Here is a 15,718-nt window from a genome sequence, read left to right on the forward strand (position 1 = left end):
TTTTCATGGCGATTAAAATGTTTCCCAGTTCTCCTCGCTATCTGCCACGGCCATTTTACGCGGCGCAGCTGGCGTCACGGTTTTTACCACAGCCGATGTTTCACGCTGCTGTTGCTGCTGTTGCTGAATCCGGAACACTGCCACAGCTTCGGTCAGGCGACTGGCCTGCTCTTCCAGCGCGGCGGCGGCAGCGGCAGATTCTTCCACCAGCGCGGCGTTCTGTTGAGTTACCCGGTCCATCTCAGCAACCGCTAAGCCAACCTGATCGATACCACGGCTCTGCTCATCAGAAGCAGAAGCAATTTCGCCCATAATGTCCGTCACGCGGGTCACGGCGCTGACAATCTCCGCCATTGTTTCCCCGGCGCTTTCGACCAGCGTAGAGCCAACATCCACTTTCCCCACCGAGTCTTCAATCAGGCTTTTAATTTCACGAGCCGCCTGGGCGCTGCGCTGGGCCAGATTACGCACTTCTCCCGCGACCACCGCAAAACCGCGCCCTTGCTCACCCGCACGCGCAGCCTCAACCGCCGCGTTCAAAGCCAGAATATTGGTCTGGAAGGCAATGCCGTCAATTACGCTGATAATATCGGCGATTTTCTGCGAACTGGTGGAGATATCGCGCATAGTCTGCACCACGTTATCTACCACTTTGCCGCCGCGTTGCGCCGTTTCAGAAGCACTTAACGCCAGATGGCTGGCCTGGCGCGCATTTTCGGCGTTCTGCTTCACCGTTGCGGTCAGTTGCTCCATGCTGGCTGCCGTCTCTTCCAGCGAAGCGGCCTGTTGCTCGGTGCGCGAAGAGAGATCGTTATTGCCGGTGGCGATTTCGCTGGCACCGCTATAGATGGCATTGGCCCCGTTGCGCACATCACCGACGGTACGCATCAGCTCTCCCTGCATATGGCGCAAACTCTCTGCCAGTTGCCCCATCTCATTAGAGCCATCCACCTCAATCGGTTTCACCAGATCGCCGCCTGCAATATGACGAATGCTGTCAATCAGGCGATTCATTGGCGCTACCAGCGAGGCTTTAATACCGAACCAGACGGCGAAGATGACCGCCAGTACGACGATCATCACGCCCACCAGAATCCACATCGCCTGGCTGTAGGAGGCATTGTTATCGCTGACGGCGATATCATAGAGCCGATCGTCTTGCTCCATGTAAGCCACATACTGCTTCTCGAAACCGTCCTGATATCCCTGGGTCGGCTGATCAAAGAACTCGTTGATTTTGCCTGCACCTAATAGTTGGATCAGCTCCGCCAGCGCATTGTGATAAATATCGTAATTACGTTTGATCTCTGCCGCTGCGGCGGTGCTCTGACGCGGGTCACGCGGCAACGCTTCGTAATCCGCCCAGTTTTTTTCCGCCTGTTTCAGCGAAATACTGGCACTCTGCATCAGCTCAGCAACGGTTGAACCGCTACCAATATTATTCTGATCCATCATGTAGCGGATACCCGCGCGGTTGAGGGTGTTACGCGTCTGCAACAACGCGACCCAGCTGCCATTCAGCGTGGATTGCTGCTGGCGAATGGTTTGTAAAACAGTGAAATTTTCTTTGTCATTCTTTAAGGCATTAAAGAACAGACCGCCTGATGTCAGTTGTAAAAGGCCAAAAACAGCCAAAACCAGCAGTAAGCTGGTCACGATCTTGATACGTTTTAACATGGTTTCTCTTTCCTGTGGACCGATGCAAGATTTTCGGCCTGGAAAGCAAAAACTTTATGAAAAGGTGTAACCCGCCATCCATGGAAAAACCAGGCGCTGGTTATCAGATACTAAAAAGTTATTCATTATCGCCCGGGATGTCTTCTTGTCGGGAATTGCCCAGAGCAATAAATTCCTCTAACAGATGGGTTAACTGTTGCATTTTCTCGGCAGTAAACTGAGCTTCAATCTGCCGATAGGCTTCTTCAATCTGTGTCTGAGCGCGGTTATACAGCGCCTGCCCCTCTTTGGTTAGCGAGATATAGAGCTTCCGCTGATCATTGATCGGCTTTAATCGCAACACTAAACCGTCGCGTTCCATCCGCGTAAGGATCCCGGTCAGGCTTGGGCGCAAAATGCAGGCGCGATACGCCAGATCGTGAAAATCCATTGATGGGCTTTCCGCCAGAATACGCACGATGCGCCACTGTTGCTCAGTCAAATTATGCCGTTTAACGATTGGGCGAAAATAACTCATCGCCGCTTCTCGCGCCTGGAGCAACGCAATGGTTAGAGAGTCGTGCATTATCTTTCCCCTGAAAAATTCAAAATCATTAATATAGAAACAGTTAATCATCACGTTACCGGGACTGCGCTGCCCCTGCAATTCTTCATTTTATCAAAATTGAGCATGTTTTGTTAACTTGCTGATATTTAATATTTTATTATCTTTAAATGTAAATAGTTTGTTAATTAGATCACATTTACATCACTTACTTTTGCCAAACTACGCAATCGGGAATAAAAGTAATCATTAACATATTAATGATTAAAATGATCGAATCCGAGGAGTGGTAATGAAAGGCACTATCTTCGCCGTAGCGTTGAACCATCGCAGCCAACTTGATGCATGGCAGGAAGCGTTCCAGCAATCCCCCTACAAAGCCCCGCCTAAAACTGCGGTCTGGTTTATTAAACCGCGCAATACGGTGATTGGTTGCGGTGAACCGATTCCCTTTCCACAGGGTGAAAAGGTACTGAGCGGTGCGACTGTTGCGCTGATTGTGGGAAAAACGGCGACGAAAGTAGGTGAAGAAGATGCGGCAGAGTACATCGCCGGATATGCGCTGGCTAACGACGTCAGCCTGCCGGAAGAGAGCTTTTACCGCCCGGCAATCAAAGCACAATGTCGTGATGGATTCTGCCCCATTGGCGAAACCGTGGCTCTCAGCAATGTCGATAATCTGACCATCTATACCGAGATCAACGGGCGTCCTGCCGATCACTGGAATACCGCCGATTTACAACGTAACGCCGCGCAGTTGCTGAGCGCCCTGAGCGAATTTGCCACGCTGAATCCAGGCGACGCCATTCTGCTCGGCACGCCACAGGCGCGCGTGGAAATACAGCCAGGCGATCGCGTTCGTGTTCTCGCAGAAGGTTTCCCGCCGCTGGAAAATCCGGTAGTGGACGAACGTGAAGTGACCACGCGCAAGAGCTTCCCAACGCAGCCACACCCGCACGGCACGCTGTTTGCCCTCGGCCTGAACTACGCCGACCACGCCAGCGAACTGGAATTTAAGCCACCGGAAGAACCGCTGGTGTTCCTGAAAGCGCCAAATACCCTCACTGGCGATAACCAGACCTCCGTGCGTCCAAACAATATTGAATACATGCACTATGAAGCGGAGCTGGTGGTAGTTATTGGCAAACAGGCGCGTAACGTCAGCGAAGCCGATGCCATGGATTATGTCGCGGGCTACACCGTGTGTAACGACTACGCCATTCGCGACTATCTGGAAAACTACTACCGCCCTAACCTGCGGGTCAAAAGCCGCGACGGACTGACGCCGATGCTTTCAACCATCGTGCCGAAAGAGGCGATCCCGGACCCGCATAATCTGACCCTTCGCACCTTCGTCAACGGCGAGTTACGCCAGCAAGGCACCACCGCCGATCTGATCTTCAGCGTGCCCTTCCTGATCGCCTACTTAAGCGAATTTATGACCCTGAATCCGGGCGACATGATCGCCACCGGCACACCAAAAGGCTTATCTGACGTGGTGCCTGGCGATGAAGTGGTGGTGGAAGTAGAAGGCGTGGGCCGCCTGGTGAACCGAATTGTGAGTGAGGAAACAGCGAAATGAAAAAAGTAAATCATTGGATCAACGGTAAAAATGTTGCAGGTAACGACTACTTCCAGACTACCAATCCGGCAACGGGTGAAGTGCTGGCGGATGTGGCCTCCGGCGGTGAAGCGGAGATCAATCAGGCGGTAGCGGCAGCGAAAGAGGCGTTCCCGAAATGGGCCAATCTGCCGATGAAAGAGCGCGCGCGCCTGATGCGCCGTCTGGGCGATCTGATCGACCAGAACGTGCCGGAGATCGCCGCGATGGAAACCGCGGACACGGGCCTGCCGATCCATCAGACCAAAAATGTGTTGATCCCACGCGCTTCTCACAACTTTGAATTTTTCGCGGAAGTCTGCCAGCAGATGAACGGCAAGACTTATCCGGTCGACGACAAGATGCTCAACTACACGCTGGTGCAGCCGGTAGGCGTTTGTGCACTGGTGTCACCGTGGAACGTGCCGTTTATGACCGCCACCTGGAAGGTCGCGCCGTGTCTGGCGCTGGGCAATACCGCGGTACTGAAAATGTCGGAACTCTCCCCGCTGACCGCCGACCGCCTGGGTGAGCTGGCGCTGGAAGCTGGTATTCCGGCGGGCGTGCTGAACGTGGTACAGGGCTACGGCGCAACCGCAGGCGATGCGCTGGTCCGTCATCATGACGTGCGTGCCGTGTCGTTCACCGGCGGTACGGCGACCGGGCGCAACATCATGAAAAACGCCGGGCTGAAAAAATACTCCATGGAACTGGGCGGTAAATCGCCGGTGCTGATTTTTGAAGATGCTGATATTGAACGCGCGCTGGACGCCGCCCTGTTCACCATCTTCTCGATCAACGGCGAACGCTGCACCGCCGGTTCGCGCATCTTTATTCAGCAAAGCATCTACCCGGAATTCGTTAAACGCTTTGCCGAACGCGCCAACCGTCTGCGCGTGGGCGATCCGAACGATCCGAATACCCAGGTTGGCGCGCTTATCAGCCAGCAGCACTGGGAAAAAGTCTCCGGCTATATCCGTCTCGGCATTGAAGAAGGCGCAACCCTGCTGGCGGGCGGCCCGGATAAACCGTCCGACCTGCCTGCGCACCTGAAAGGCGGCAACTTTCTGCGCCCAACCGTGCTGGCAGACGTTGATAACCGTATGCGCGTCGCCCAGGAAGAGATTTTCGGGCCGGTCGCCTGCCTGCTGCCGTTTAAAGACGAAGCTGAAGGCTTACGCCTGGCAAACGACGTGGAGTACGGCCTCGCGTCGTACATCTGGACTCAGGATGTCAGCAAAGTGCTGCGTCTGGCGCGTGGCATTGAAGCTGGCATGGTGTTCGTCAACACCCAGAACGTGCGTGATTTGCGCCAGCCGTTTGGCGGCGTAAAAGCCTCCGGCACCGGGCGTGAAGGCGGTGAGTACAGCTTCGAAGTGTTCGCGGAAATGAAGAACGTCTGCATTTCCATGGGCGACCATCCAATTCCGAAATGGGGAGTCTGATATGGGTAAGTTAGCGTTAGCCGCCAAGATCACGCACGTACCGTCGATGTATCTCTCTGAACTGCCAGGGAAAAACCACGGTTGCCGCCAGGGCGCGATCGACGGGCATAAAGAGATCAGCAAGCGTTGCCGGGAAATGGGCGTCGATACCATTATCGTTTTCGATACCCACTGGCTGGTCAACAGTGCTTATCACATCAACTGTGCAGACCATTTTGAAGGCATCTACACCAGCAACGAGCTGCCGCATTTTATCCGCGATATGACCTACAACTACGAGGGCAACCCGGAGTTGGGGCAGCTTATTGCCGATGAAGCCTTAAAGCTCGGCGTGCGGGCAAAAGCGCACAACATTCCCAGCCTGAAACTGGAATACGGCACGCTGGTACCGATGCGCTACATGAATGAAGACAAGCACTTCAAAGTGGTCTCCATTTCGGCTTTCTGCACGGTTCACGATTTTGCTGACAGCCGCAAGCTGGGCGAAGCGATTCTGAAAGCGATCGAACAGTACGACGGCACCGTGGCGGTCCTTGCCAGCGGTTCGTTATCGCACCGCTTTATTGACGATCAGCGTGCAGAAGAAGGGATGAACAGCTACACCCGCGAGTTCGACCGCCAGATGGACGAGCGCGTGGTGAAGTTGTGGCGCGAAGGCCAGTTCAAAGAGTTCTGCAATATGCTGCCGGAGTACGCCGACTACTGCTACGGCGAAGGCAATATGCACGACACGGTGATGCTGCTGGGGATGCTCGGCTGGGATAAATACGACGGCAAGGTGGAGTTTATCACCGAGCTATTCCCAAGCTCTGGCACCGGTCAGGTTAACGCTGTTTTCCCGCTTCCCGCGTAAGGAACCACCATGCCGCACTTTATCGTGGAATGTACTGAAAATATTCGTGAAGAAGCCCGCTTACCTGAGCTGTTTGCCAGTGTTAACACTGCACTGGCGGCAACGGGGATTTTTCCGCTTGGGGGAATACGTAGCCGGGCGCACTGGATCGATACCTGGCAAATGGCTGATGGCAAGCACGATTACGCCTTTGTGCATATGACGCTAAAAATCGGCAGCGGGCGCAGCCTGGAAAGCCGTCAGGAAGTGGGCGAAATGCTGTTTGATCTGATTAAAACGCACTTCGCCTCACTGATGGAGAGCCGTTACCTGGCGCTTTCATTTGAGATTGCAGAGCTGCACCCGACGCTGAATTTTAAACAAAACAACGTGCACGCGTTGTTTAAATAAATTTGCACCAGCTTCCAGGCCGGATGATAAGGCGCAGCCGCATCCGGCAATGCCACAGGATATCGCTATGTTCGATAAACACACCCACACCCTGATCGCCCAGCGTCTGGATCAGGCAGAAAAACAGCGCGAACAGATCCGCGCGATCTCGCTGGATTACCCGGAGATCACCATCGAAGACGCTTACGCGGTGCAGCGTGAATGGGTTCGACTGAAAATCGCCGAAGGTCGCACGCTGAAAGGCCACAAAATCGGCCTGACCTCGAAAGCGATGCAGGCCAGCTCACAAATCAGCGAGCCGGATTACGGTGCCCTGCTGGATGACATGTTCTTCCACGATGGCAGCGATATCCCGACCGATCGCTTTATCGTGCCGCGCATTGAAGTGGAGCTGGCTTTCGTGCTGGCAAAACCGCTGCGTGGGCCAAACTGCACGCTGTTCGACGTCTACAACGCCACGGACTATGTGATCCCGGCGCTGGAGCTGATCGACGCTCGCTGCCACAACATCGATCCGGAAACCCAGCGCCCGCGCAAAGTGTTCGACACCATTTCCGATAACGCCGCCAACGCCGGGGTGATCCTCGGCGGTCGTCCGATCAAACCAGACGAACTGGATCTGCGTTGGATCTCCGCCCTGATGTATCGCAATGGCGTGATTGAAGAAACCGGCGTCGCCGCTGGTGTGCTGAATCATCCGGCAAACGGCGTGGCCTGGCTGGCGAACAAACTCGCACCGTATGACGTACAACTGGAAGCCGGGCAAATCATTCTCGGCGGTTCGTTCACCCGCCCGGTTCCAGCGCGTAAGGGCGACACCTTCCACGTCGATTACGGCAACATGGGCTCCATTAGCTGCCGCTTTGTTTAAGGAGAGAACGATGGAAAACAGTTTTAAAGCGGCGCTGAAAGCAGGCCGTCCGCAGATTGGATTATGGCTGGGGCTGAGCAGCAGCTACAGCGCGGAGTTACTGGCCGGAGCAGGATTCGACTGGTTGTTGATCGACGGTGAGCACGCGCCGAATAACGTGCAAACCGTGCTCACCCAGCTACAGGCGATTGCGCCCTACCCCAGCCAGCCGGTAGTACGTCCGTCGTGGAACGATCCGGTGCAAATCAAACAACTGCTGGACGTCGGCACACAAACCTTACTGGTGCCGATGGTTCAAAACGCTGACGAAGCCCGTGAAGCGGTACGCGCCACCCGTTATCCCCCCGCCGGTATTCGCGGTGTGGGCAGTGCGCTGGCCCGCGCCTCGCGCTGGAATCGTATTCCTGATTACCTGCAAAAAGCCAACGATCAAATGTGCGTGCTGGTGCAGATCGAAACGCGTGAGGCAATGAAGAACTTACCGCAGATTCTGGACGTGGAAGGAGTCGACGGCGTGTTTATCGGCCCGGCGGATCTGAGCGCCGATATGGGTTATGCCGGTAATCCACAGCACCCGGAAGTACAGGCCGCCATTGAGCAGGCGATCGTGCAGATCCGCGAAGCGGGCAAAGCACCGGGGATCCTGATCGCCAATGAGCAACTGGCAAAACGCTATCTGGAACTGGGCGCGCTGTTTGTCGCCGTCGGCGTTGACACCACCCTGCTCGCCCGCGCCGCTGAAGCGCTGGCAGCACGGTTTGGTGCGCAGGCTACCGCCGTGAAGCCCGGCGTGTATTAATGCCGGATGCGCTGCGCTTATCCGGCCTACACTCGCACCAAATCGTAGGCCGGATAAGGCGTTACGCCGCATCCAGCAAAAACCTTGTCGTACCCTACAAAAATCCCATTAGAGGAAGAAAAATGAGCGACACCTCACCTGCCATACCGGAGAGTATCGATCCGGCGAATCAGCATAAAGCGCTGACTGCCGGACAACAGGCGGTTATTAAGAAGCTATTTCGCCGCCTGATCGTCTTTCTGTTCGTGCTGTTTATCTTCTCGTTCCTTGATCGCATCAACATCGGCTTTGCCGGACTCACGATGGGACGCGACCTCGGTCTGAGCGCCACCATGTTTGGCCTCGCTACCACCCTGTTCTACGCCGCTTATGTCATCTTCGGCATTCCCAGCAACATTATGCTGAGTATTGTCGGTGCGCGGCGCTGGATCGCCACCATCATGGTGCTTTGGGGCATCGCCTCTACTGCCACCATGTTTGCCACTGGCCCCACCAGCTTGTACGTACTGCGTATACTGGTTGGCATTACCGAAGCCGGCTTTCTGCCTGGCATTCTGCTGTATTTAACCTTCTGGTTTCCAGCCTATTTCCGCGCCCGTGCCAACGCCTTGTTTATGGTTGCAATGCCGGTAACGACAGCGTTGGGATCGCTCGTTTCCGGCTACATTTTGTCGCTGGATGGCGTAATGGCATTAAAAGGCTGGCAGTGGCTGTTTTTGCTGGAAGGCTTCCCGTCGGTATTACTCGGCGTCATGGTGTGGTTCTGGCTTGATGACTCACCGGACAAAGCTAAGTGGCTGACGAAAGAAGACAAAAAATGCCTGCAAGAGATGATGGATAACGATCGTCTGACGCTGGTTCAGCCAGAGGGAGCCATCAGCCACCACGCCATGCAACAACGCAGCATGTGGCGGGAGATCTTCACTCCGGTGGTGATGATGTATACCCTGGCGTATTTCTGCCTGACCAACACACTTAGTGCGATCAGCATCTGGACACCGCAGATCCTGCAAAGCTTTAATCAGGGCAGCAGTAATATCACCATCGGCCTGCTGGCCGCCGTACCGCAGATTTGTACCATTCTCGGGATGATCTACTGGAGCCGTCACTCAGATCGCCGCCAGGAACGAAGGCATCACACCGCCCTTCCTTATTTGTTCGCTGCCGCGGGTTGGTTACTGGCTTCGGCAACTGATCACAACATGATCCAGATGCTGGGGATCATTATGGCTTCGACCGGATCATTCAGCGCAATGGCGATTTTCTGGACAACACCTGATCAGTCCATCAGCCTGCGGGCACGAGCGATCGGTATTGCGGTGATCAACGCCACTGGCAACATTGGCTCAGCGTTAAGTCCGTTTATGATCGGCTGGTTGAAAGATCTGACCGGCAGCTTTAACAGTGGATTGTGGTTTGTTGCCGCGCTGCTGGTGATTGGTGCGGGGATTATCTGGGCAATTCCAATGCAGTCCTCCCGTCCGCGAGCGACCCCGTAAGGAACGACGATGTGTGACCGTCAGATTGCCAATATTGATATCAGCAAAGAGTACGATGAAAGCCTGGGCACGGACGATGTGCATTATCAGTCCTTCGCCCGCATGGCGGCATTTTTTGGCCGCCATATGCTGCCACATCGCCACGAACAGTACTTTCAGATGCATTTCCTCAATAGCGGACAGATTGAGCTACAGCTTGACGATCATCGCTACTCGGTGGAAGCGCCCCTGTTTGTCCTGACGCCGCCGTCAGTACCTCATGCGTTTATTACGGAGTCTGACGCCGACGGTCATGTGTTGACGGTACGGGAAGATCTGATCTGGCCCCTGCTGGAAGTTCTTTATCCAGGCACTCGGGAAACCTTCGGCCTGCCGGGGATTTGCCTGTCACTGGCAGATAAACCCGACGAACTGGCGGCGCTGGAACACTATTGGCAACTGATAGAGCGGGAATCGGTAGAACAACTGCCTGGACGGGAACACACCCTGACGTTACTGGCACAGGCAGTGTTCACCCTACTGCTGCGTAACGCAAAACTCGACGACCATGCCGCCAGCGGAATGCGCGGAGAATTAAAACTGTTCCAGCGTTTTCATATGCTGATTGAAAGCCATTTTCATCAGCACTGGACAGTACCGGATTACGCTAACGAACTGCATATCACCGAATCACGCCTCACGGACATCTGCCGCCGCTTTGCCAACCGTCCGCCAAAACGGTTGATTTTCGACAGGCAGCTGCGAGAAGCCAAGCGGCTGCTGCTGTTTTCTGATAACGCCGTGAACAATATTGCCTGGCAACTCGGTTTTAAGGATCCAGCTTATTTTGCGCGCTTTTTTAATCGCTTAGTCGGTTGCTCGCCCAGTGCTTATCGTGCCAAAAAAGTACCTGTGACGTGAAAATCCCTTAGCCTTAACGGGAAACCAGGCACCACCTGCTATTCCCCTTTCTCCGCCTGGAGCAAGGGGATTTAGTAACGTCAAAAATCGCTAAAAGCGACCTCGATCACAAAACCGTACCCGACCTGAAAAGTACCAGCCATTGTCCCAAAAGTGTCTTCCCGTAATCGCCCCTGCAAGCTTCAATTGAATAACAAAAACAACACACAAAATTAACAATCGTATTCCGATTAATACTGTAGAGGTCGACATGAAACCAGAAGATTTCCGCGCCAGTACCCAACGTCCGTTCACCGGGGAAGAGTATCTGAAAAGCCTGCAGGATGGTCGCGAGATCTATATCTATGGCGAGCGAGTGAAAGACGTCACTACTCATCCGGCATTTCGTAATGCGGCAGCGTCTGTTGCCCAACTGTACGACGCGCTGCACAAACCGGAGATGCAGGACTCTCTGTGCTGGAACACCGACACCGGCAGCGGCGGCTATACCCATAAATTCTTCCGCGTGGCGAAAAGTGCCGACGACCTGCGCCAGCAACGTGACGCCATCGCTGAGTGGTCACGCCTGAGCTATGGCTGGATGGGCCGTACCCCAGACTACAAAGCTGCTTTCGGTTGCGCACTGGGCGCGAATCCGGGCTTTTACGGTCAGTTCGAGCAGAACGCCCGTAACTGGTACACCCGTATTCAGGAAACTGGCCTCTACTTTAACCACGCGATTGTTAACCCACCGATCGATCGTCATTTGCCGACCGATAAAGTGAAAGACGTTTACATCAAGCTGGAAAAAGAGACTGACGCCGGGATTATCGTCAGCGGTGCGAAAGTGGTTGCCACCAACTCGGCGCTGACTCACTACAACATGATTGGCTTCGGCTCGGCACAAGTGATGGGCGAAAACCCGGACTTCGCACTGATGTTCGTTGCGCCAATGGATGCCGATGGCGTGAAATTAATCTCCCGCGCCTCTTATGAGATGGTCGCGGGTGCTACCGGCTCGCCGTACGACTACCCGCTCTCCAGCCGCTTTGATGAGAATGATGCGATTCTGGTGATGGATAACGTGCTGATCCCATGGGAAAACGTACTGATCTACCGCGATTTTGATCGCTGCCGTCGCTGGACGATGGAAGGCGGTTTCGCCCGTATGTATCCTCTGCAAGCCTGTGTGCGCCTGGCAGTGAAACTCGACTTCATTACGGCACTGCTGAAAAAATCACTCGAATGTACCGGCACCCTGGAGTTCCGTGGTGTGCAGGCCGATCTCGGTGAAGTGGTGGCGTGGCGCAACACCTTCTGGGCATTGAGTGACTCGATGTGTTCTGAAGCGACGCCGTGGGTCAACGGGGCTTATTTACCGGATCATGCCGCACTACAAACCTATCGCGTACTGGCACCAATGGCCTACGCGAAGATCAAAAACATTATCGAACGCAACGTTACCAGTGGCCTGATCTATCTCCCTTCCAGTGCCCGTGACCTGAACAATCCGCAGATCGACCAGTATCTGGCGAAGTATGTGCGCGGTTCGAACGGGATGGATCACGTCCAGCGCATCAAGATCCTCAAACTGATGTGGGATGCCATTGGCAGCGAGTTTGGTGGTCGTCACGAACTGTATGAAATCAACTACTCCGGTAGCCAGGATGAGATTCGCCTGCAGTGTCTGCGCCAGGCACAAAGCTCCGGCAATATGGACAAGATGATGGCGATGGTTGATCGCTGCCTGTCGGAATACGACCAGAACGGCTGGACTGTGCCTCACCTGCACAACAACGACGATATCAACATGCTGGATAAGCTGCTGAAATAACGCAGCAGGAGGTTAAGATGCAATTAGATGAACAACGCCTGCGCTTTCGTGACGCGATGGCCAGCCTGTCGGCAGCGGTAAATATTATCACCACCGAGGGCGACGCCGGACAATGCGGGATTACGGCAACGGCTGTCTGCTCGGTCACGGATACACCACCGTCGCTGATGGTGTGCATTAACGCCAACAGTGCGATGAACCCGGTTTTTCAGGGCAACGGCAAGTTGTGCGTCAACGTCCTCAACCATGAGCAGGAACTGATGGCACGCCACTTCGCGGGCATGACAGGCATGGCGATGGAAGAGCGTTTTAGCCTCTCATGCTGGCAAAAAGGTCCGCTGGCGCAGCCGGTGCTGAAAGGTTCGCTGGCCAGTCTTGAAGGTGAGATCCGCGATGTGCAGGCAATTGGCACACATCTGGTGTATCTGGTGGAGATTAAAAACATCATCCTCAGTGCAGAAGGTCACGGACTTATCTACTTTAAACGCCGTTTCCATCCGGTGATGCTGGAAATGGAAGCTGCGATTTAAGCTCCAGCCCCTTCACGCATTCGTCGAAGGGGCATTTTTATTGTGATCTCAATCACATATCCACCCGATGAATAATTCTTGCCCAACCGCTCACCGCCATTCCTGACCGCTTACGTCCCTAAAATAACCACTCAGTTATTTACCTTACTTTACGCGCGCGTAACTCTGGCAACATCACTGCAGGATAGCGGTCAATTTACCTCCTCAAACGCAACGCAAACCTAGAACGGCTTCGGCCTATGATTAACAAATTACTCTATGAATTTTGGTTTGCAGGAAGGCAGCAAGTGAGTGAATCCCCGGGAGCTTACAACAGTAAGTGACAGGGGTGAACGAACGCAACTGCCGCACCTGTAAGCTAAAAGACGACGAGTAAAATGCCAGGTTTTACTATGGATACGAAAAAACTATTCAAGCACATACCCTGGGTGATTCTCGGAATCATCGGTGCATTCTGCCTCGCGGTAGTTGCATTACGTCGGGGGGAGCACGTCAGCGCCCTGTGGATCGTGGTCGCCTCTGTGTCGGTGTATCTGGTGGCGTATCGCTACTACAGTCTGTACATCGCCCAGAAGGTGATGAAACTCGACCCCACGCGCGCGACGCCTGCGGTTATTAACAACGACGGTCTGAACTACGTTCCGACCAACCGTTACGTGTTGTTTGGTCACCACTTCGCCGCTATCGCCGGTGCTGGTCCGCTGGTCGGTCCGGTTCTCGCCGCACAGATGGGCTACCTGCCTGGCACGCTGTGGCTGCTGGCGGGGGTAGTACTGGCCGGTGCGGTTCAGGACTTTATGGTGCTGTTTATCTCCTCTCGCCGTAACGGCGCATCTCTCGGTGAGATGATAAAAGAAGAGATGGGGCCAGTTCCGGGGACTATCGCGCTGTTTGGCTGTTTCTTAATCATGATCATCATCCTCGCCGTTCTGGCGCTGATTGTGGTTAAAGCCCTGGCCGAAAGTCCGTGGGGTGTCTTCACCGTTTGCTCAACCGTACCGATTGCGCTGTTTATGGGTATCTACATGCGCTTTATCCGTCCGGGGCGTGTGGGTGAAGTCTCTGTCATTGGTATCGTGCTGCTGGTTGCCTCTATCTACTTCGGTGGCGTGATTGCTCACGATCCGTACTGGGGTCCGGCACTGACCTTTAAAGACACCACCATTACCTTCGCGCTGATTGGCTATGCGTTTGTTTCCGCACTGCTGCCGGTGTGGCTGATCCTCGCACCGCGCGACTATCTGGCAACCTTCCTGAAAATCGGCGTTATCGTCGGCCTGGCGTTGGGTATCGTGGTGCTGAACCCGGAACTGAAAATGCCTGCGATGACCCAGTACATTGACGGTACTGGCCCGCTGTGGAAAGGCGCTCTGTTCCCGTTCCTGTTCATCACCATCGCCTGTGGTGCGGTATCTGGCTTCCACGCGCTGATCTCTTCCGGTACGACGCCGAAACTGCTGGCTAACGAAACCGACGCGCGTTTCATTGGCTACGGCGCAATGCTGATGGAGTCCTTCGTGGCGATTATGGCGCTGGTTGCAGCGTCCATCATCGAACCGGGTCTTTACTTCGCGATGAATACCCCGCCTGCTGGCCTTGGCATCACCATGCCTAACCTGCATGAAATGGGTGGCGAGAACGCGCCGATCATCATGGCGCAGCTGAAAGACGTTACCGCACACGCGGCAGCGACCGTCAGCTCCTGGGGCTTCGTGATTTCGCCAGAGCAGATCCTGCAAACCGCGAAAGACATTGGTGAGCCTTCTGTCCTGAACCGTGCAGGTGGTGCGCCAACGCTGGCGGTAGGTATCGCTCACGTGTTCCACAAAGTGCTGCCGATGGCTGACATGGGCTTCTGGTATCACTTCGGTATTCTGTTCGAAGCCCTGTTCATCCTGACCGCGCTGGATGCGGGTACTCGTTCTGGCCGCTTTATGCTGCAAGACCTGCTGGGTAACTTCATCCCGTTCCTGAAAAAAACCGACTCTCTGGTTGCCGGTATCATCGGTACTGCGGGCTGTGTGGGTCTGTGGGGCTACCTGCTGTATCAGGGCGTGGTCGATCCGCTGGGCGGCGTTAAGAGCCTGTGGCCGCTGTTCGGTATTTCCAACCAGATGCTGGCAGCCGTAGCGCTGGTACTGGGCACCGTTGTGCTGATTAAGATGAAGCGCACCCAATACATCTGGGTAACTGTTGTTCCGGCTGTATGGCTGCTTATCTGCACCACCTGGGCGCTGGGTCTGAAACTGTTCAGCACCAACCCGCAGATGGAAGGCTTCTTCTACATGGCAAGCCAGTACAAAGAGAAGATTGCTAACGGTACTGACCTGACGGCGCAGCAGATTGCCAACATGAACCACATCGTTGTGAACAACTACACCAACGCAGGCCTGAGTATTCTGTTCCTGATTGTGGTGTACAGCATCATCTTCTACGGTTTCAAAACCTGGCTGAATGTGCGTAACAGCGACAAACGTACTGACAAAGAAACACCGTACGTTCCAATCCCGGAAGGCGGCGTGAAGATCTCTTCGCACCACTAACCGTATTTAGCCCCGCTTCGGCGGGGCTTTGTTCTTATCAGAGTGAACTATGTTTGGTAACTTAGGACAGGCAAAAAAATATCTCGGCCAGGCGGCGAAGATGTTGATTGGCATTCCAGACTACGACAACTACGTCGAGCATATGAAGACCAACCATCCCGACAAGCCGTACATGAGCTATGAAGAATTCTTCCGCGAACGCCAGAACGCACGCTACGGCAGCGATGGTAAAGGCGGTATGCGCTGTTGTTAAT

Annotated in this window: 14 protein-coding genes; 12 read left to right on the forward strand and 2 right to left on the reverse strand. The window is 54.5% G+C overall.

Annotated features, from left to right (window positions below; all coding sequences use genetic code 11):
- Nucleotides 1-12 precede the first annotated feature (12 nt).
- Nucleotides 13-1,677 (reverse strand): methyl-accepting chemotaxis protein, encoded by a 1,665-nt coding sequence (gene tsr / locus HGD79_RS12305; protein ID WP_124062238.1) that lies wholly within the window; start codon nt 1,675-1,677, stop codon nt 13-15.
- Nucleotides 1,678-1,795: 118 nt separating this feature from the next.
- Nucleotides 1,796-2,242: a homoprotocatechuate degradation operon regulator HpaR gene (gene hpaR, locus HGD79_RS12310; RefSeq protein WP_000543916.1), complete on the reverse strand. Its 447-nt coding sequence runs from the start codon at nt 2,240-2,242 to the stop codon at nt 1,796-1,798.
- A gap of 271 nt (nt 2,243-2,513) precedes the next feature.
- Here hpaR and hpaG point away from each other — a divergent pair, with 271 nt between their 5' ends.
- The 12 genes from hpaG to HGD79_RS12370 all read left to right on the forward strand — a co-directional run bounded on the left by hpaG (nt 2,514) and on the right by HGD79_RS12370 (nt 15,717).
- Nucleotides 2,514-3,803: a 4-hydroxyphenylacetate degradation bifunctional isomerase/decarboxylase gene (gene hpaG, locus HGD79_RS12315; RefSeq protein WP_168848406.1), complete on the forward strand. Its 1,290-nt coding sequence runs from the start codon at nt 2,514-2,516 to the stop codon at nt 3,801-3,803.
- Nucleotides 3,800-5,266 (forward strand): 5-carboxymethyl-2-hydroxymuconate semialdehyde dehydrogenase, encoded by a 1,467-nt coding sequence (gene hpaE / locus HGD79_RS12320; protein ID WP_000757512.1) that lies wholly within the window; start codon nt 3,800-3,802, stop codon nt 5,264-5,266. Before hpaG ends, hpaE begins: the two co-directional genes overlap by 4 nt.
- Before the next feature lies 1 nt (nt 5,267).
- Nucleotides 5,268-6,119 carry a 3,4-dihydroxyphenylacetate 2,3-dioxygenase gene (hpaD, locus tag HGD79_RS12325; protein WP_000516983.1) on the forward strand — a complete coding sequence of 284 codons (852 nt, stop codon included), beginning with the start codon at nt 5,268-5,270 and terminating at the stop codon, nt 6,117-6,119.
- A 9-nt stretch (nt 6,120-6,128) separates the two neighbouring features.
- Entirely contained in the window at nt 6,129-6,509 is a 381-nt protein-coding gene (locus HGD79_RS12330) for a 5-carboxymethyl-2-hydroxymuconate Delta-isomerase (protein WP_001119868.1), read from the forward strand.
- A 67-nt stretch (nt 6,510-6,576) separates the two neighbouring features.
- Nucleotides 6,577-7,380 (forward strand): 2-oxo-hept-4-ene-1,7-dioate hydratase, encoded by an 804-nt coding sequence (gene hpaH / locus HGD79_RS12335; protein WP_000459750.1) that lies wholly within the window; start codon nt 6,577-6,579, stop codon nt 7,378-7,380.
- 10 nt (nt 7,381-7,390) lie between these two features.
- A complete protein-coding gene (gene hpaI, locus HGD79_RS12340) occupies nt 7,391-8,179 on the forward strand; it encodes a 4-hydroxy-2-oxoheptanedioate aldolase (RefSeq protein ID WP_000431704.1) in 789 nt (262 codons plus the stop codon).
- A gap of 122 nt (nt 8,180-8,301) precedes the next feature.
- Nucleotides 8,302-9,678: a 4-hydroxyphenylacetate permease gene (gene hpaX / locus HGD79_RS12345; protein WP_001285777.1), complete on the forward strand. Its 1,377-nt coding sequence runs from the start codon at nt 8,302-8,304 to the stop codon at nt 9,676-9,678.
- A 9-nt stretch (nt 9,679-9,687) separates the two neighbouring features.
- Nucleotides 9,688-10,578 (forward strand): 4-hydroxyphenylacetate catabolism regulatory protein HpaA, encoded by an 891-nt coding sequence (gene hpaA / locus HGD79_RS12350; protein ID WP_000332890.1) that lies wholly within the window; start codon nt 9,688-9,690, stop codon nt 10,576-10,578.
- Nucleotides 10,579-10,828: 250 nt separating this feature from the next.
- Nucleotides 10,829-12,391 (forward strand): 4-hydroxyphenylacetate 3-monooxygenase, oxygenase component, encoded by a 1,563-nt coding sequence (hpaB, locus tag HGD79_RS12355; RefSeq protein WP_000801473.1) that lies wholly within the window; start codon nt 10,829-10,831, stop codon nt 12,389-12,391.
- A 17-nt stretch (nt 12,392-12,408) separates the two neighbouring features.
- On the forward strand, nt 12,409-12,921 hold the full coding sequence (locus HGD79_RS12360; RefSeq protein WP_001175455.1) for a 4-hydroxyphenylacetate 3-monooxygenase reductase subunit: 513 nt from the start codon (nt 12,409-12,411) through the stop codon (nt 12,919-12,921).
- A 392-nt stretch (nt 12,922-13,313) separates the two neighbouring features.
- On the forward strand, nt 13,314-15,464 hold the full coding sequence (gene btsT, locus HGD79_RS12365; RefSeq protein ID WP_001351407.1) for a pyruvate/proton symporter BtsT: 2,151 nt from the start codon (nt 13,314-13,316) through the stop codon (nt 15,462-15,464).
- A 49-nt stretch (nt 15,465-15,513) separates the two neighbouring features.
- A complete protein-coding gene (locus HGD79_RS12370; RefSeq protein WP_000467860.1) occupies nt 15,514-15,717 on the forward strand; it encodes a YbdD/YjiX family protein in 204 nt (67 codons plus the stop codon).
- Nucleotide 15,718: the final 1 nt, after the last annotated feature.

It is taken from the genome of Escherichia sp. SCLE84 (assembly GCF_012584495.1).
Lineage (GTDB): Bacteria > Pseudomonadota > Gammaproteobacteria > Enterobacterales > Enterobacteriaceae > ECMA0423.